The organism is Microbacterium sp. ISL-59 (assembly GCF_018613945.1).
In the GTDB taxonomy this organism is placed as follows: Bacteria; Actinomycetota; Actinomycetes; order Actinomycetales; family Microbacteriaceae; genus Microbacterium; species Microbacterium oxydans_B.
Map to the genome: position 1 here is coordinate 173,290 of NZ_JAGGPG010000005.1, position 15,067 is coordinate 188,356.

Sequence of the window (15,067 nt, forward strand, 5' to 3'; positions counted from 1 at the left end):
GTGGATGCTGCGGGATTACTGGTACGACTTCACGATCTCGAGGAGGCTCGGGACGTTGGCGTACGCCTCGGCCGCGTTCTCCTTCGTGACGATGACCGGAGGCAGCAGGAACGCGGGAACGACCTTCGCACCGTTGTCGTACTGCTCGGTGTCGTTCACGTCGACCTCTTCGCCCTTCTGGAGCTGGCCGACCATCTTGATCGACTGCTCGACGAGGAGCGTGGTGTCCTTGTTGATCGTGGAGTACTGGATGCCCTCCATGATCGACTTCACCGACTCGACCTCGGAGTCCTGGCCGGTGACGACCGGGACATCCTTGCCCGCACCCTGCACCGAGGTGATGATGGCGCGAGCGAGCGTGTCGTTCGGGGACAGGACGCCGTCGAGCGTCTCAGAGCTGTAGGTCGACGTGAGGATCGAGTCCATACGGCGCTGCGCGTTCTCGGCCTTCCAGCCCTCGGTCGCCGTCTGGGCGATCTCGGTCTGACCCGAGACGACCTTCAGCGTGCCGTCGTCGATCTTCGGCTGGAGGACCTCCATGGCGCCGTTGAAGAACACCGCGGAGTTCGCGTCATCCGGTGAGCCCGAGAACAGCTCGATGTTGTACGGAGCCTCGTGGCCCGCACGCTCGGCGAGACCGTCGAGCAGAGCCTGACCCTGGAGCTTGCCGACCTCGAAGTTGTCGAACGCGACGTAGTAGTCGACGGCCTCCGTGTTCTCGATCAGACGGTCGTACGCGATGACGGCGACACCGGCGTCGCGGGCGGCCTCGACCTGCGTCGCGAGCTGCTTGCCGTCCTTGGCGCCGATGATGATGACCTTGGCGCCACCGGTGACCATCGCCTGGATCTGGTTCTGCTGCTCGGCGACCGTGTTGCTGGCCGGCGCGTACTGTACGTCGGCCTTGAACCCGGCCTTCTCGAGTCCGTCGGTGAACAACTGACCGGCGAGGACCCAGTTCTCCGAGGTCTTGTCCGGGAGGGCGACACCGATCGTGGCGTCGGCGGCGAAGCCTGCTGCCGCCTCGTCGCCACCATCGGCGCCGGTGTCTCCGCCACGCTCCGAGGAGCAGCCGGTGAGGGCGAAAGCGCCCACGGCGACGATCGCTGTCGCCGTAAGAAGCATCTTCTTCATGTGATCTCTTTCTCTGGTGTGTGTAGGTCTCGACGCGTGTGCGTGCGCAGTGAGACCCCTACTATCCGCGCGTCTCGTCGACGGCGGGGGCTTCGTACTTCTGACTGGTGGGGTAGTTCGCCTTCGGGTCGAAGGTGTCGGTCATCGGGTCCTCCTTGCGGCCGAAGCGACGCGTGAGGAAGCCGGTGATCGACGGGCGGCCCTGCTGCTTGTTCCAGACGTCGACACCGACGGCGAACAGGAGCACGAGGCCCTTGATCATCGAGACGACGTCGGCACCGGCGCCCAGCAGCGCGAGACCGTTGTTCAGGAACGCCATCACGAGACCACCGATGATCGAGCCGATCACGGTTCCGATACCGCCCGAGACGGCCGCGCCACCGATGAAGACCGAGGCGATCGCATCCAGCTCCCAGCCGTTGCCGTCCTGCGGCCCCGAGGCCGTGGCCCTGGCGACATAGATCATGCCGGCCAGCGAGGCGAGCACCGACATGTTCATCATCACGAAGAAGTCGACCCAGCGGTCCTTCACACCCGACAGGCGCGCGGCCTGGCGGTTGCCACCGACCGCGTAGATGTGGCGACCGAACACGGTGTTGTTCGTGATGAACGAGTAGAGGATGACGAGCGCGAGCAGGATGATGCCCGAGATCGGGAAGCTGGTGCCCTCACGGCCGGTGGCGAACAACCAGCCCGCGATGAGGATCACGACCGAGATCAGCACGACCTTGGTGACGCTCACCCACAGCGGCGCCATCTCGGCACCCATCTTGTGCTGGATGCGACGGGTGCGGATCTCCCAGAAGACGATCCACGCGACGCCGAGCAGGGCGAGCAGCATGGTGAAGACGTTGAACGGCACGGGGATGAACGACAGCTCGGGCAGGTAGCCGGCGCCGATGACCTTGAAGCCCTGCGGCACCGGGATCGACTGCGAGTCGCCGACCCACTGGTTCGCTCCGCGGAAGAACAGCATGCCCGCCAGCGTCACGATGAACGCCGGTACACCGACATACGCCACCCAGAACCCTTGCCAGGCACCCACGAGCACGCCGACGCCGAGGCCGAGGAGCACACCGAGCGGCCAGGGGAGGTTCCAGTCGGCCATGGCCTTCGCGACCACGATGCCGGTGAACGCGGCGACCGAGCCGACCGACAGGTCGATGTGACCCATGATGATGACCATCACCATGCCGATCGCGAGGATCAGGATGTACGAGTACTGGTTGACGACGTTGATCAGGTTGCCGGACGAGAGCGTGAGGCCGGTGCCCTTGAAGATCCAGGTCAGCACCTGGAAGACGACCAGGATCACGACGAGGCTGCCGAGGATGCCGAACTGGCGGAGGGTCGACTGGCCGCCCCCGAACATCTTCGTGATGTCCTTGAAGTGGAAGCCGCGCTTCGTTGCGGTGGTGTCGGTGGTCATGCGGATGCTTTCTGGTTCGTCGAGGTCATGCTGCGCATGAGGTCCTCGGGTGTCGCCTGGTCGGCCGGGATGCAGTCGGTGACCCGACCTTCGAAGACGGTGTAGATGCGGTCGGAGATGCCGAGCAGCTCGGGCAGCTCGCTGGAGATGACGATGACGCCCTTGCCCTGTGACGCGAGCTGGTTGATGATCGCGTAGATCTCGTACTTCGCGCCCACGTCGATGCCGCGGGTCGGCTCGTCGAGGATCAGCAGGTCGGGGTCGGTGAACATCCACTTCGCCAGCACGACCTTCTGCTGGTTTCCGCCGGACAGCTTGCCGACCCCCTCCTCGACCGAGGGCGTCTTGATGCGCAGGGCCTTGCGGTAGTCCTCCGCCACGGCGAATTCGGCACGCGCATCGACCACGCCGCGCTTGGCGATCTTGGAGAGCTTGGCGGCGACGACCGAGCGCTTGATGGTGTCGAGCAGGTTGAGCCCGAGCACCTTGCGGTCCTCGCTGACATACGCCAGGCCGTGCTTGATCGCGGATGACACGTCGTGGAGCGCGACCTCCTGGCCGTCCTTGATCAGGGTGCCGGAGAGGAAGTTGCCGTAGGAGCGACCGAATATGCTCATGGCGAACTCGGTGCGCCCGGCGCCCATGAGCCCGGCGATGCCGACGACCTCGCCGCGGCGGACGTTGATGTTCGAGCCCTTGACGACCATGCGTTCCGGGACGGTCGGATGCTGCACCCACCAGTCCTTGACCTCGAAGAACACCTCGCCGATCTCGGGCGTGCGGTCGGGGTAGCGGCTCTCGAGCGAGCGGCCGACCATGCCGCGGATGATGCGGTCCTCGTTGATCTCGCCGCGGGAGATGTCGAGCGTCTCGACCGTGCGGCCGTCGCGGATGATCGTGATCTCATCGGCGATCTGCTCGATCTCGTTGAGCTTGTGGCTGATCATGATCGACGCGATGCCCTTGGCCTTGAGGCCGAGGATCAGGTCGAGCAGGTGCTGGGAGTCGTTCTCGTTGAGCGCGGCGGTCGGCTCATCGAGGATCAGGAGCTTGACCTCCTTGTTGAGCGCCTTGGCGATCTCGATCAGCTGCTGCTTGCCGACGCCCAGGGTCTTGATCTGCGCGTCCGGGTCCTCGCTCAGACCGACGCGGGCGAGGAGCTCGATCGTGCGCTCCTTCTGCGCCTGCCAGTCGATGCGGCCGCCGCGGGAGATCTCGTTGCCGAGGAAGATGTTCTCGGTGACCGAGAGCTCGGGGATCAGCGCGAGCTCCTGGTGGATGATCGCGATGCCGGCCTGCTCGCTGGCGACGATGTCCTTGAAGCGCTGCTCCTCGCCGTACAGCAGGATCTCGCCCTCGTAGGTCCCGTAGGGGTACACCCCGGAGAGGACCTTCATCAGGGTCGACTTCCCGGCGCCGTTCTCACCGCAGATCGCGTGAATCTCGCCGGCGCGGACGGTGATGGAGACATCGGCCAGCGCCTTGACCCCCGGGAACTCCTTGGTGATGCTGCGCATCTCCAGGATCGGGCCTGACACAGTCGGCAACGTTGCAGTGGTGCTCACGGATCATTCCTCGCGACGTGCGGTCACCTTCAATGTGACCGTTCACATCGATATATCGTCGTCTTCTGGCGGACCGCTGTCAAGTCCACGCCGGGATTTCGTGTCGCTACCGTGATGCGCAGGCATTACGCAGGCATGGCGCAGCACCATCGCCGCAGCGATGCACCGCGGTTTCTCGACGGTCAGCGTGATGCGGCGGATTCGCGCGCACGCAGGATCGTCTGCAGCGGGCCGAACTCCGGCACCTGCTCACCACGGATCTGCGCGAGCAGGATGCGCACGGCGCGGCGCCCGAGCTCGGGGAAGTCCTGGTGCACGGTACTGAGCGACGGAGCCACATGCGCCGCGACGGGGATGTCATCGAAACCGATCACACTCACGTCGTGCGGGACGCGTATCCCCGAGTCGCGGAACCCGTGCATCAGCCCGATCGCCATGAGGTCGTTGGCGGCGAACACGGCGGTGAAGTCGCGCCGGAGCGAGAGCTCCTTGCCCGCGAAGTACCCGAAGTCCGCGGTCCAGTCGCCACGGATCGGCGGGAACGTCGGCAGATCGGCTTCGCGCAGCCCGTCGAGATAGCCGCGCATGCGTGACTCGGCCTCGATCCAGTCCTGCGGCCCCGCCAGGTGCAGGATGTCACTGTGACCGAGCGAGGTCAGGTGCTCCGTGGCCGCTCTGGCACCGGCGACCTGGTCGGCGGACAGGCTCACCCCGTCCGAGCCGGATGCCGTCTGCAGCGTGACGAACGGCATGTCGACGGACATGCCGCGAAGGACATGGAAGACCCGGACCTGCGGTGCGAGCACCACGATCCCGTCCACCTGCTCGCGCGAGAGCTGCCGCACCGCGTTGCCGATCGCCTCGGGACTCGTCGCCGGGAGGTTCAGGGTCGAGACCGAGTACCCCTCCTCGCGCGCCGCGTCCTCGATCCCCGCGATGGACGACGTCGGACCGAACTCCCCGATCGTCGCCGAGAGGATCCCCAGCATGTTCGACTTGCTGGTGACCAGCGCCCTGGCCGCGAGATTCGGCCGGTAGTCGAGCACGGCGATCGCGTCGAGGACCTTGGCCTTCGTCTCGGGACGGATGCTCGGATGATCGTTCAGCACCCGGGACACGGTCTGATGCGAGACCCCGGCGAGCCGCGCGACGTCGCGGATGCTGGGCAGCCGCGCACGCTCGGAGGCGGTGGACATCACTAGCCTCCTCGCGTGTGCACGGTCACATCGTCACTTCATTATGTCTGCTGGGACGCGCGCACGCACCTCTCGCCGACCGTCGCCACGCGTCGCCGGTTGTGCGGGGGCACGGGAACGTGCACCCGGTTTCGTCGAACTGCACCGGAACGGCCTCCCTCAGCATGGCATCGTGACCACGTGGACACTCTGCTGCGCGGCGGGCGCGTCATCGACCCGAAGACCGGATCCGACCGGATCGCCGACCTCCTGATCGCGGAGGGACGGGTGGCCGCCGTCGGCGACGCGCTCACGGCGCCGGTGGATGCGGACATCGTCGACGCCACGGGTCTCATCGTCGGGCCGGGCTTCGTCGACCTGCACAGCCACGTGCACTCGATCGCCGGACAGCGTCTGCAGGCGATGGACGGCGTCACCACCGCACTCGACCTCGAAGCGGGCCTCATGCCGATCGCCGAGGCTCTCGCACGCGCCGCAGCAGACGGACGCCCCCTGAACTACGGATTCTCGGCCTCCTGGTCGCAGGCACGGGCGTACGCGCACCTCGACCGGGTGCCCGTCGCCGACTTCGCCGCGTCGATGGACCTGCTCGGCAAGCCCGAGTGGCAGCGCGCCTCCTCCCCCGCCGAACGCCGCCGCTGGTTGAGCCTGCTCGAGGGCGAGCTGGGTGCCGGCGCCCTCGGGATCGGTGTGCTCATGGGCTACGCGCCCCGCTCCGATCCGGACGAGTACCTGGAGCTCGCCCGGCTGGCCGCGGCCGCGCATGCCCCGACGTTCACGCACGTGCGCGAGCTGATCGAAGCCGACCCCCGCACGCCGATCGACGGGTCGGAAGAGCTCGTCCGCGCGGCCGCCGAGACCGGCGCCGCCATGCACCACTGCCATGTGAACAGCACGTCGCTGCGCCACATCGACCGCGTGCTGGCGCTGCTGGACCGCAGCCGCGCGGCGGGCTCCCGCGTGACGGTCGAGGCCTATCCCTACGGCGCGGGCAGCACGGCGATCGGCGCGTTCTTCCTCGCGCCGGAGAAGCTCAAGGGACTCGGCATCACCCCGAGCTCGCTCGTGCTCGTGGATACCGGCGAGCGCATCGCCGACGAGGCCCGGCTGCGCGAAGTCCGCGCCGCCGACCCCGGCGCCGCGTGCATCGTGACGTTCCTCGACGAAGCGGACCCCCTCGATCGCGCGCACCTGCACCGCGCCCTCGCCTACCCCGATTCGATCGTCGCGAGCGATGCGATGCCGATCTCGTGGGCAGAGACCGACGGCCGGGCCGTGTACGAGCAGCGCGACTGGCCTCTCCCCTCCGGCGGACATACGCACCCGCGCACGGCGGGGACGTTCACGAAGTCTCTTCGTCTCATGGTCGTCGAGAGCGGAACGTGGAGCTGGCTCGAAGCCTTCCGTCGCTGCGCCTTCCTGCCCGCGCGGGTGCTCGATGAGGTCTCCTCCGGCATGCGCGGCAAAGGGCATCTGGCCATCGGAGCCGATGCCGACATCGTGGTGCTCGATCCGACGACCCTGACCGACCGGGCGACGTACTCCGACCCGACCCGGCCCTCGCGGGGCATCCGCCACCTGTATGTGCACGGCACCCCCGTCGTGCGCGCCGGCGCGATCGTGACCGAGGCCCTTCCGGGGCGCCCCGTAAGAGGGAATGCCTGAGGCATCGATCCTTCGTCCGGGCGAACCAACGTCTGCGCAAGTCTCGTCGCCCGGCACCAACGGGCCGGCGGAGCACGCGAATAGTCTCGGCCCCATCGCCGTCGCCCCGAATGCGACGACCCACTCGATGCAGAGGAGCGCACGTGTCCGACCTGAACGAAATCGGCAGCTGGGTGCGGGAGAACCTTCCCGCGATGCTGGCCGACGCGCACATCCCCGCGGCCTCCGTCGCGATCCTGGCCGACGGTGAGATCTTCACCACCGCCGCAGGAATCCTGAACCGCAACACCGGTGTCGAAGCCGACGTGGACTCGGTCTTCCAGATCGGCTCGATCACCAAGACCTGGACGGCGACGCTCATCATGCAGCTCGTCGACGAGGGGCTGCTCGACATCGACGCCCCGGTGCGCGACACCGTGCCCGCCTTCGCGATCGGCGACGATGCGGCAGCGAGCACGATCACGGCCCGGCAGCTGCTGAGCCATGTGAGCGGCTTCGAGGGCGATCTCTTCAACGACACCGGGGTCGGCGACGACGCCGTGGAGAAGTACCTCGCGACGATCGCCGACGCTCCGCAGCTCTTCACCCCCGGCGAGCGCTTCTCGTACAACAACGCCGCCTTCGTGGTGCTCGGCCGCATCGTCGAGGTCCTGCGCGGCACGTCGTACGACCAGGCACTGCGCACCCACCTCGCCGGTCCGCTGGGCCTGACGCATGTGGCCACCACGGCCTCCGAGGCGATCATGTTCCGCGCAGCGCTCGGGCACATCCCGGCAGAGGGCAGCGACGAGCCGGTTCCCGCACCGGTCTGGAACCTCGTGCGCTCCAACGCACCCGCCGGGTCGATGCTCGCGATGACCGCGCATGATCTGGTGAGCTACGCCCGCATGCACCTGGACGGCGGCGTCGCCCCCGACGGGACTCGTGTGCTGTCCGAGGAGAGCGTCCGCGCGATGCAGGAGCGTCAGGTCGAGCTCCCCGAGCTCGGCCTCATGGGCGATGCCTGGGGCCTGGGCTGGGAGATCTTCGACTGGGACGGTGGCCCCGTGATCGGCCACGACGGCGGCACGATCGGGCAGAACGCGTTCCTGCGGATGGTGCCCTCCGCGGGGGTCGCCGTGGCGGTCCTCACGAACGGCGGGCAGACGGTCGACGCCTACCACGCCATCACCTCCCGGGTGCTCGCGGAGCTGGCCGGGGTCACGATGCCCGCGCTGCCCACGATCCCGGAGACGCCGGTCGAGGTCGACGTGGACCGCATCCTCGGCACGTATTCGTCATCGGTCTCGGACTCGACCGTGCGACTCGACGACGACGGCCGCATCTGGCTCGAGCGCACGATGAAGGGGATCTTCGCCGAGCTGGGCCCGGTACCGGAGCCGGTCGAACTCGTCGGCTGGACGACGGACACGCTGCTCCCCCGCAAGCAGGAGCACGGGATGCGCATGCCGCACGCCTTCGTCGGCGACGACGGCACCGGGCGCGCCCTGTACCTGCACACCGGACGAGCCGACCGCCGGGTCGACGCATGAGCACGACGGCGGCGATCTTCGCGGATGCCGGCGCCACCGGGTTCCTGCACGCGCGGGAGATCGGCGAAGAGGGCGGCCCGGAGGTGAGCGTCGATGCCGACGAGCCCGTGGTGCTCGCCTCGGTGTTCAAGATCCTCGTGCTCACGGCGTACGTCAGTGCGGTCGCCGCCGGTGAACTCGACCCGACCGAGCGGACCACCGTGACGGCGCGCTACCGCATCGGCGGCGTGGGCACCGCGGGGTTCTCGGACGACGTCGAGGCCAGTTGGCGCGACCTCGCGCAGAACATGATGACCATGAGCGACAACGCCGCGACCGACGTCGTGTACCACCGGCTCGGGAGCGATGCCGTGAACCGGGTCATCAGCGACCTGGGGCTGCGGCAGACGCGGCTCGTGGGGTGCTGCGAAGACCTGTTCGCCTCGGTCGTCTCCGATCTCGGCGGCACACCCGACAGCGACCTCGACGAGCTGTTCGAGGGGGCGAGCGCCGAGCAGATCCTCGCACTCGACGCGGTGCATCCGATCAAGACCTCGCACTCCACTCCGCGGGATGTCACGACGCTGCTCGACGCGCTGTGGACCGACACCGCGGCACCGGCCGAGGCCTGCCGTCAGGCACGCGACATCATGGCGCAGCAGATCTGGCCGCACCGCCTGAGCTCCGGCTTCCCCTCTGGTGTGCGCGTCGCGGCGAAGACCGGCACGCTGCCCACCTGGCGCAACGAGGCCGGCGTGGTGACCTATCCCGACGGCCGGCAGTACGCGGTGGCCGTGTTCACCCGCGCCGCGTCGCTGGCCGAACGACAGCCTCTGGTGGACGCCTCGATCGGCCGCGCGGGCTTCGCGGCCGTCGAGCACCTGCGCGCCCTCTGACCTGCACCGTCTCACCCGCTGCACCATCCACCCCCTGCACCATCCACCTGCACCATCCCGAACACTGCTGGAGGCTTCTGATGCGTTCTCGTACCCCGCTGATCGCGCTGCTGGGCGTTGCGGCGCTCGCCCTGACGTCCTGTGCCGCGAGCGCTCCCCCCGGAGGCGGTGACAGCGCCGAAGGCGTCCTCGCCGACGGCAAGACGTTCACCGCCGCCGTCGCCACGGACCCGGGCACGCTCGACCCGTTCACGACCGTCATCGGCACCGCTCGACAGATCGATCGCTACCTGTACGGTCGCCTTGTCGAGGTGCAGAGCGACGGGACGATCCTGTCCGGCCTCGCCTCCGAATGGGAAGCCGGGACGGAGCAGGCGACCTTCACGCTGCGCGACGACATCACCTGCCAGGACGGCTCGCCGCTCACGGCCTCCGACGTCGCCGCGAACATCTCGTTCATCGGCGATCCGGCGAACGGCTCTCCCCTCGCCGGCGTGCAGGTGCAGCCGGGCACCACCGCGACGGGCGACGACGCCAGCGGCATCGTCACCGTCACGAGCGGACGGCCCGATGCCTTCCTCGTGGAGAACATCGGAAGCATCTCGATCGTGTGCGGCAACGTCGTCGACGACGCCGACGCCCGAGCCGCCGGCGAAGGCGCGACCGGGATGTTCACACTCACCGAGGTCGTGCCGAACAGCCAGTACACCCTGACCCGTCGCGACGACTTCACCTGGGGGCCCGGCGACTGGGATCCGAAGCAGCCGGGCATTCCCGACAAGGTCGTCTACCGAGTCATCCCGAACGAGACGACCGCGGCGAACCTCGTGCTCTCCGGCGAGGTCAACACGGCCCTCGTGATCGGCCCGGATCGCCAGCGCCTGCAGGACGCCGGGCTGTTCGTCTCCGAGCTGCCGCTGGCGGCCGGACAGCTGTTCTTCAACCAGGCGGACGGCCACCCCGGCTCTGATCAGGCAGTGCGTGAAGCCCTCGCGGAAGCACTCGACCTCGCCCAGCTCCGCCAGGTTCTCACGAGCGGAGAGGGCACGGCGGCGAAGAGCCTCATCACGATCGCTCCGAACCCCTGCCAGGCCGATGTCGTCGGCGATCTGCTCCCCGCCTTCGACGAGAAGAAGGCCGCCGCGGGCCTCGATGCCGCCGGATGGAAGGCCGGCTCCGACGGCATCCGTGAGAAGGACGGGACGACGATGACGATCACTCTCCTCACTCCCACGACGCTCGGCGACGGCGGCAGCGCCGCGGCGGAGCTCATGCAGGCATCGTGGAAGAAGCTCGGTGTCGACGTGACGATCAAGACCGTCGATGCGCCCTCCTTGAGCGAGACCCTCTTCGCCTCGGGCGACTGGGACGTCTCCGCTGCTCCGCTGGGGGTCTCGCTGCCGAGCATGCTGGTGCCGTTCTACTCCGGACCGACCCCGCCCAACGGCACGAACTTCGCGTCGGTGGCGGACGACGCCTACACCGCCGCCGTCACCGCCGCCTCGTCGAAGCCGGGCACCGAAGGATGCGCCGACTGGGGCGACGCCGAGAAGGCCCTGTACACGTCGGTGTCGGTCGTCCCGTACGCCAACAATGTGCTGACGACGTTCGGCAACAAGGTGACCTTCACCGAGGGCGACGGCATCGACCCCGCCTCGATCCGCATGTACGAGTAGACCCGAGAGCCGGAGGCAGCCGATGGCCAGCACCACCGCCACACAGGCGATACTGATCAGATCCGCACGGTCGGACAACCCCTGGGTGTCCTTCCTGGTCCGGCGCGGAGGGCAGTTCGTCCTGTCGGTGTGGGTGCTGGTCACGGCTGCCTTCCTCATGATCCACCTGGTGCCGGGCGACCCGGTCCGTGCCGCGCTCGGGATGAACGCTCCGGCCGAGCTCGTCGAGGCCCGTCGCACGGCGCTCGGGCTCGACCAGCCGCTCTTCGTGCAGTACTTCCACTACATCGGCGGCCTCTTCACCGGCGACATGGGCACGTCCATGATCACCGGGCAGCCGGTCTCCGAGATCATCTCCACCCGGCTGCCCGCGACCCTGCAGCTCGCCCTGCTCGCCGTCGTGCTGGTGCTGCTGGTCTCTGTCCCGCTCGGGGTGACGATGGCCGTCGCGACCCGCGGCGGACGGCGTCGCGGCCTCGAGCTGGCCTTCGCGACCGGATCCGTCGTCCTCGCGGCGATCCCCGAGTTCCTCCTCGCCGTCGGACTCGTCTACTTCTTCGCGGTCTCTCTCAACTGGTTCCCCGTCGCCGGAAACACTGCCCCGTTCGCCCTCGTACTCCCCGTGATCGCCCTCGCCGTCGCCCCCACGGCGGTGTTCTCGCGCATCATCCGGGTCGAGGTGCTGTCCGTCCTCAGCCAGGACTTCATCCGCACCGCCCGGGCCAAGCGGCTCGCGCCGCGCCGGATCTACTCGCGCCACGCACTGCCGAACGCCATGACCGCGACCCTCACCCTCACCGGTCTGCTCCTGACGGGCATGGTCGCCGGCACCGTGCTGGTCGAGAACGTGTTCGCCTGGCCGGGCCTGGGCACCATGATCGTGCAATCGATCCTCACCAAGGACTACTCGGTCGTGCAGGGCATCGTGCTCGTCTACGGGATCGGAGTGCTCATCGTGAACCTGGTGGTCGACGTGATCCTCGCCCTCCTCGACCCTCGATCCACCATCCGGGAGGCATGATGTCGGCACGTACGGCATGGTCGGGCATCGTCCGCTCACCGCTGGGGGTCACCGCGCTCAGCCTGGTCCTCCTCGTCACGCTCACCGCGATCTTCGCGCCGATCATCTGGGGCGCGCAGGCCGAGCAGGTGAATCCGACCGAGATCACCCAGGGACCGAGCGCCGCGCACCTGCTGGGCACCGACACCCTCGGTCGCGACGTGCTCGCCCGCGTGCTGGTCGCGACCCGGCTCTCGGTGGTGCTCGCGGTGATCGCCGTGATCATCGGCGTCGTCGCCGGCACGCTGCTCGGTACCGCCCCATCCGTGCTCCCCCGCTGGATCGGGCGCCCGATCGTCGGCTTCGTGAACATCGCGGTCGCCTTCCCCGGACTCCTGCTCGCGCTGTTCTTCGCGGTCATCTTCGGGGTCGGATCCACGGGCGCCGTCCTCGCGATCGGGTTCGCGATGGCGCCGCAGTTCGCGCGGCTCACCCAGACCCTGTCCGCGGCGATCGCCGGACGCGACTTCATCGACGCCGCGCGGGTCGCCGGGGTCTCGCGGTTCCGCATCCTCATCCGGCACATCCTGCCGAACATCGGCGAACCGCTCATCGTGAACGCCACCGTCTCCGCGGGATCTGCGCTGCTCGCCTTCGCCGGGCTCTCCTTCCTCGGCCTGGGCGTGCAGGTGCCCGAGTACGACTGGGGCCGGCTGCTGGGCGAGGGCCTGAACCGGATCTACCTCAACCCGGCGGCCGCGCTCGGCCCGGCCGTGGCCGTGGTGATCGCCGGACTCGCGTTCAACCTCCTCGGCGAGACCGCAGCGGCGGCCCTGGGCGGTCGCTCCGATCGCCGACGCCACCGCCTCCCCGCCATCGTGCGACCCCGAGCCGCTCAGCCCGCGCAGGTCGACGACGAAGAAGTGGTGCTCCTCGTCGACGATCTGCGCGTCTCCTTCCCGACGCCGAGCGGATGGGTCACCCCCGTGCGCGGCGTCTCGTTCACGGTCTCGCGCGGCGAAGCGATCGGCGTGGTCGGCGAATCGGGCTCCGGCAAGAGCCTCACCGCGTTGGCCGCCGCCCGGCTCATCGAGCGCCCGGGAGATGTCACCGCCGCACGACTGGACTTCTGCGGCACCCCGCTGCTGACGACATCGGACCGCGCGGTGCGGAGCCTGCTCGGCACCTCGCTCGCCATGGTCTTCCAGGATCCGATGACCTCGTTCAACCCGACCAGGCGGATCGGATCGCAGCTCGCCGAGGCCGCGTCGGAGCACCAGGACATCACCCGAAAGCAGGCGATGGATCGGGCGATCGAGCGCCTGCAGTCGGTGCGGGTGCCCGCCGCGGCACGACGCGCCCACCAGTACCCGCACGAGTTCTCCGGCGGCATGCGGCAGCGGGCGATGATCGCCATGGGGCTCATGAACCACCCGCGCCTCATCATCGCGGACGAGCCGACCACGGCTCTCGACGTCACGGTGCAGCGACAGGTGCTGCAGCTCCTCGCCGGTGTCCGCCGCGACACCGACGCCGCGATCCTGCTCATCAGCCACGACATCGCGGTCGTCGCACAGACCTGCGACCGCGTGCTGGTGATGTACGCGGGACGGATCGTGGAGGACCTGCCCGCGGCGACCCTCCACACCGACGCCCGGCACCCGTACACCCGCGCCCTGCTCGAGGTCGTGCCCGAGATCGACGCCGATCGCAGCGAGCCGCTGAAGATGATCCCGGGGCGTCCCCCGGCACCGGGCGCGTTCCCCACCGGCTGCGCGTTCGCCGCCCGTTGCCCGCTCGCCACCGAGCTCTGCCGGGAGACCGATCCCGAGCTCGTGGCGGATGCCGAAGGCCATCGGGTCGCGTGCTGGCATCCGGTCAGCGGCGAGACGGCGGTTCCGGTGACCATCGCCACGGCCGCCGAAGAGGAAGAGACGGTGCTGCGATGAGCGAACTGCGCTTCGACCGGGTCAGCGTGCGCTACGGCACGCACCGCGCAGGTCTCACGGCTGTCGACGACGTGACCCTCACGGTCCCGTCGGGATCCGTCGTGGGACTCGTGGGCGAGTCGGGTTCGGGTAAGTCCACTCTCGCCCGCGCCGCGATCGGCCTCGCGCCCATCAGCGAGGGCTCGATCACCCTCGACGGCGTGGACGTGCGCAGCTTCCGCCGCCGCCGCCCCATCCAGATGGTGTTCCAGGACCCGTTCTCCTCGCTCGACCCGCGCATGACGATCGGCGAATCGATCGCCGAGGCCCTCCCCCGCGACATCCGCGGAACCAGGGCCCGCCGCGCCGAGGTCGTCCGCCTGCTCGACCTGGTGAGCCTCGACGCCGACCGCGCACAGTCGCTCCCGTCGGCGCTCTCGGGCGGACAGCGTCAGCGCATCGCCCTGGCGCGGGCTCTCGCCGCCCGCCCCGAGCTCGTGATCGCCGACGAGATCACCTCCGCGCTCGACGTCTCGGTGCAGGGCTCGGTGCTCAACCTCGTGCGCGACCTGCGGGCGGAGCTCGACCTGACGATGCTCTTCATCTCGCACAACCTCTCCGTGGTGCGCTACCTGAGTGACCACATCGCGGTGATGTACCTCGGCCGCATCGTCGAGTTCGGGCCGACCGAGCAGGTGCTCGCCGACCCGCAGCACCCGTACACGCGGGACCTGCTCCAGGCGGCGCCGACCCGGCACGGGAACCTGCTGGCGGTCGACCCGCTCGCCCCTGTCGACGTGGAGCCCGCCGATCCGCATGCGCCGCCGAGCGGATGCCGCTTCCACCCGCGGTGCCCGATCGGTCCTGCCGCTCGCCCCGACCGGCAGCTCTGCGTGATCGCGGAGCCTCCGCTGCCCACGGGCACGGCGGGCGCGGCCTGTCATTTCGCGGGGCTGCCCGCGGATGCACCGATCGGGACTGTGCCCATCTCCCAAAGCATCCCCCTGGTTTCGGCCGCGACCACAACACCGACCCCGCTCTCAGCGGACACAGTGAACTGACCATCC

At 68.8% G+C, this 15,067-nt stretch carries 11 protein-coding genes; 7 read left to right on the plus strand and 4 right to left on the minus strand.

Annotated features, from left to right (window positions below):
• Positions 1–15: 15 nt before the first annotated feature.
• The 4 genes from J7E45_RS17180 to J7E45_RS17195 all read right to left on the minus strand — a co-directional run bounded on the left by J7E45_RS17180 (position 16) and on the right by J7E45_RS17195 (position 5,324).
• Positions 16–1,134 (minus strand): sugar-binding protein, encoded by a 1,119-nt coding sequence (locus J7E45_RS17180; RefSeq protein WP_091031000.1) that lies wholly within the window; start codon positions 1,132–1,134, stop codon positions 16–18.
• Between the two features lie 61 nt (positions 1,135–1,195).
• The gene (gene mmsB, locus J7E45_RS17185) at positions 1,196–2,563 is read right to left on the minus strand and encodes a multiple monosaccharide ABC transporter permease (RefSeq protein ID WP_091031004.1); all 1,368 of its coding nucleotides are present in this window, start codon (positions 2,561–2,563) and stop codon (positions 1,196–1,198) included.
• Entirely contained in the window at positions 2,560–4,080 is a 1,521-nt protein-coding gene (mmsA, locus tag J7E45_RS17190) for a multiple monosaccharide ABC transporter ATP-binding protein (RefSeq protein ID WP_251054600.1), read from the minus strand. Before mmsA ends, mmsB begins: the two co-directional genes overlap by 4 nt.
• 230 nt (positions 4,081–4,310) lie before the next feature.
• Positions 4,311–5,324, minus strand: a complete 1,014-nt coding sequence (locus tag J7E45_RS17195; protein ID WP_215070944.1) for a LacI family DNA-binding transcriptional regulator — start codon at positions 5,322–5,324, stop codon at positions 4,311–4,313.
• A 180-nt stretch (positions 5,325–5,504) separates the two neighbouring features.
• Between J7E45_RS17195 and J7E45_RS17200 the strand changes: the two genes are divergently transcribed.
• The 7 genes from J7E45_RS17200 to J7E45_RS17230 all read left to right on the plus strand — a co-directional run bounded on the left by J7E45_RS17200 (position 5,505) and on the right by J7E45_RS17230 (position 15,061).
• Positions 5,505–6,989, plus strand: coding sequence for an amidohydrolase family protein (locus J7E45_RS17200; protein WP_215070946.1), 1,485 nt, complete (start codon positions 5,505–5,507; stop codon positions 6,987–6,989).
• A 143-nt stretch (positions 6,990–7,132) separates the two neighbouring features.
• Entirely contained in the window at positions 7,133–8,521 is a 1,389-nt protein-coding gene (locus tag J7E45_RS17205; protein ID WP_215070948.1) for a serine hydrolase, read from the plus strand.
• Entirely contained in the window at positions 8,518–9,396 is an 879-nt protein-coding gene (locus J7E45_RS17210; protein ID WP_215070950.1) for a serine hydrolase, read from the plus strand. Before J7E45_RS17205 ends, J7E45_RS17210 begins: the two co-directional genes overlap by 4 nt.
• A gap of 80 nt (positions 9,397–9,476) precedes the next feature.
• The gene (locus J7E45_RS17215; RefSeq protein ID WP_215070952.1) at positions 9,477–11,072 is read left to right on the plus strand and encodes an ABC transporter substrate-binding protein; all 1,596 of its coding nucleotides are present in this window, start codon (positions 9,477–9,479) and stop codon (positions 11,070–11,072) included.
• 22 nt (positions 11,073–11,094) lie between these two features.
• The gene (locus J7E45_RS17220; RefSeq protein ID WP_215070954.1) at positions 11,095–12,093 is read left to right on the plus strand and encodes an ABC transporter permease; all 999 of its coding nucleotides are present in this window, start codon (positions 11,095–11,097) and stop codon (positions 12,091–12,093) included.
• Positions 12,090–14,021 (plus strand): dipeptide/oligopeptide/nickel ABC transporter permease/ATP-binding protein, encoded by a 1,932-nt coding sequence (locus tag J7E45_RS17225; protein ID WP_215070956.1) that lies wholly within the window; start codon positions 12,090–12,092, stop codon positions 14,019–14,021. The genes J7E45_RS17220 and J7E45_RS17225 overlap by 4 nt, the downstream gene beginning before the upstream one ends.
• On the plus strand, positions 14,018–15,061 hold the full coding sequence (locus J7E45_RS17230) for an ABC transporter ATP-binding protein (protein ID WP_215070958.1): 1,044 nt from the start codon (positions 14,018–14,020) through the stop codon (positions 15,059–15,061). Before J7E45_RS17225 ends, J7E45_RS17230 begins: the two co-directional genes overlap by 4 nt.
• The last annotated feature ends 6 nt before the right edge of the window (positions 15,062–15,067 follow it).

Coding starts and splice junctions, on each gene's coding strand:
- mmsA (WP_251054600.1), bottom strand. CDS start 4,080: ATGCGCAGCATCACCAAGGAGTTCCCGGGGGTCAAGGCGCTGGCCGAT.
- J7E45_RS17230 (WP_215070958.1), top strand. CDS start 14,018: ATGAGCGAACTGCGCTTCGACCGGGTCAGCGTGCGCTACGGCACGCAC.
- J7E45_RS17215 (WP_215070952.1), top strand. CDS start 9,477: ATGCGTTCTCGTACCCCGCTGATCGCGCTGCTGGGCGTTGCGGCGCTC.
- mmsB (WP_091031004.1), bottom strand. CDS start 2,563: ATGACCACCGACACCACCGCAACGAAGCGCGGCTTCCACTTCAAGGAC.
- J7E45_RS17195 (WP_215070944.1), bottom strand. CDS start 5,324: ATGTCCACCGCCTCCGAGCGTGCGCGGCTGCCCAGCATCCGCGACGTC.
- J7E45_RS17225 (WP_215070956.1), top strand. CDS start 12,090: ATGATGTCGGCACGTACGGCATGGTCGGGCATCGTCCGCTCACCGCTG.
- J7E45_RS17180 (WP_091031000.1), bottom strand. CDS start 1,134: ATGAAGAAGATGCTTCTTACGGCGACAGCGATCGTCGCCGTGGGCGCT.
- J7E45_RS17220 (WP_215070954.1), top strand. CDS start 11,095: ATGGCCAGCACCACCGCCACACAGGCGATACTGATCAGATCCGCACGG.
- J7E45_RS17210 (WP_215070950.1), top strand. CDS start 8,518: ATGAGCACGACGGCGGCGATCTTCGCGGATGCCGGCGCCACCGGGTTC.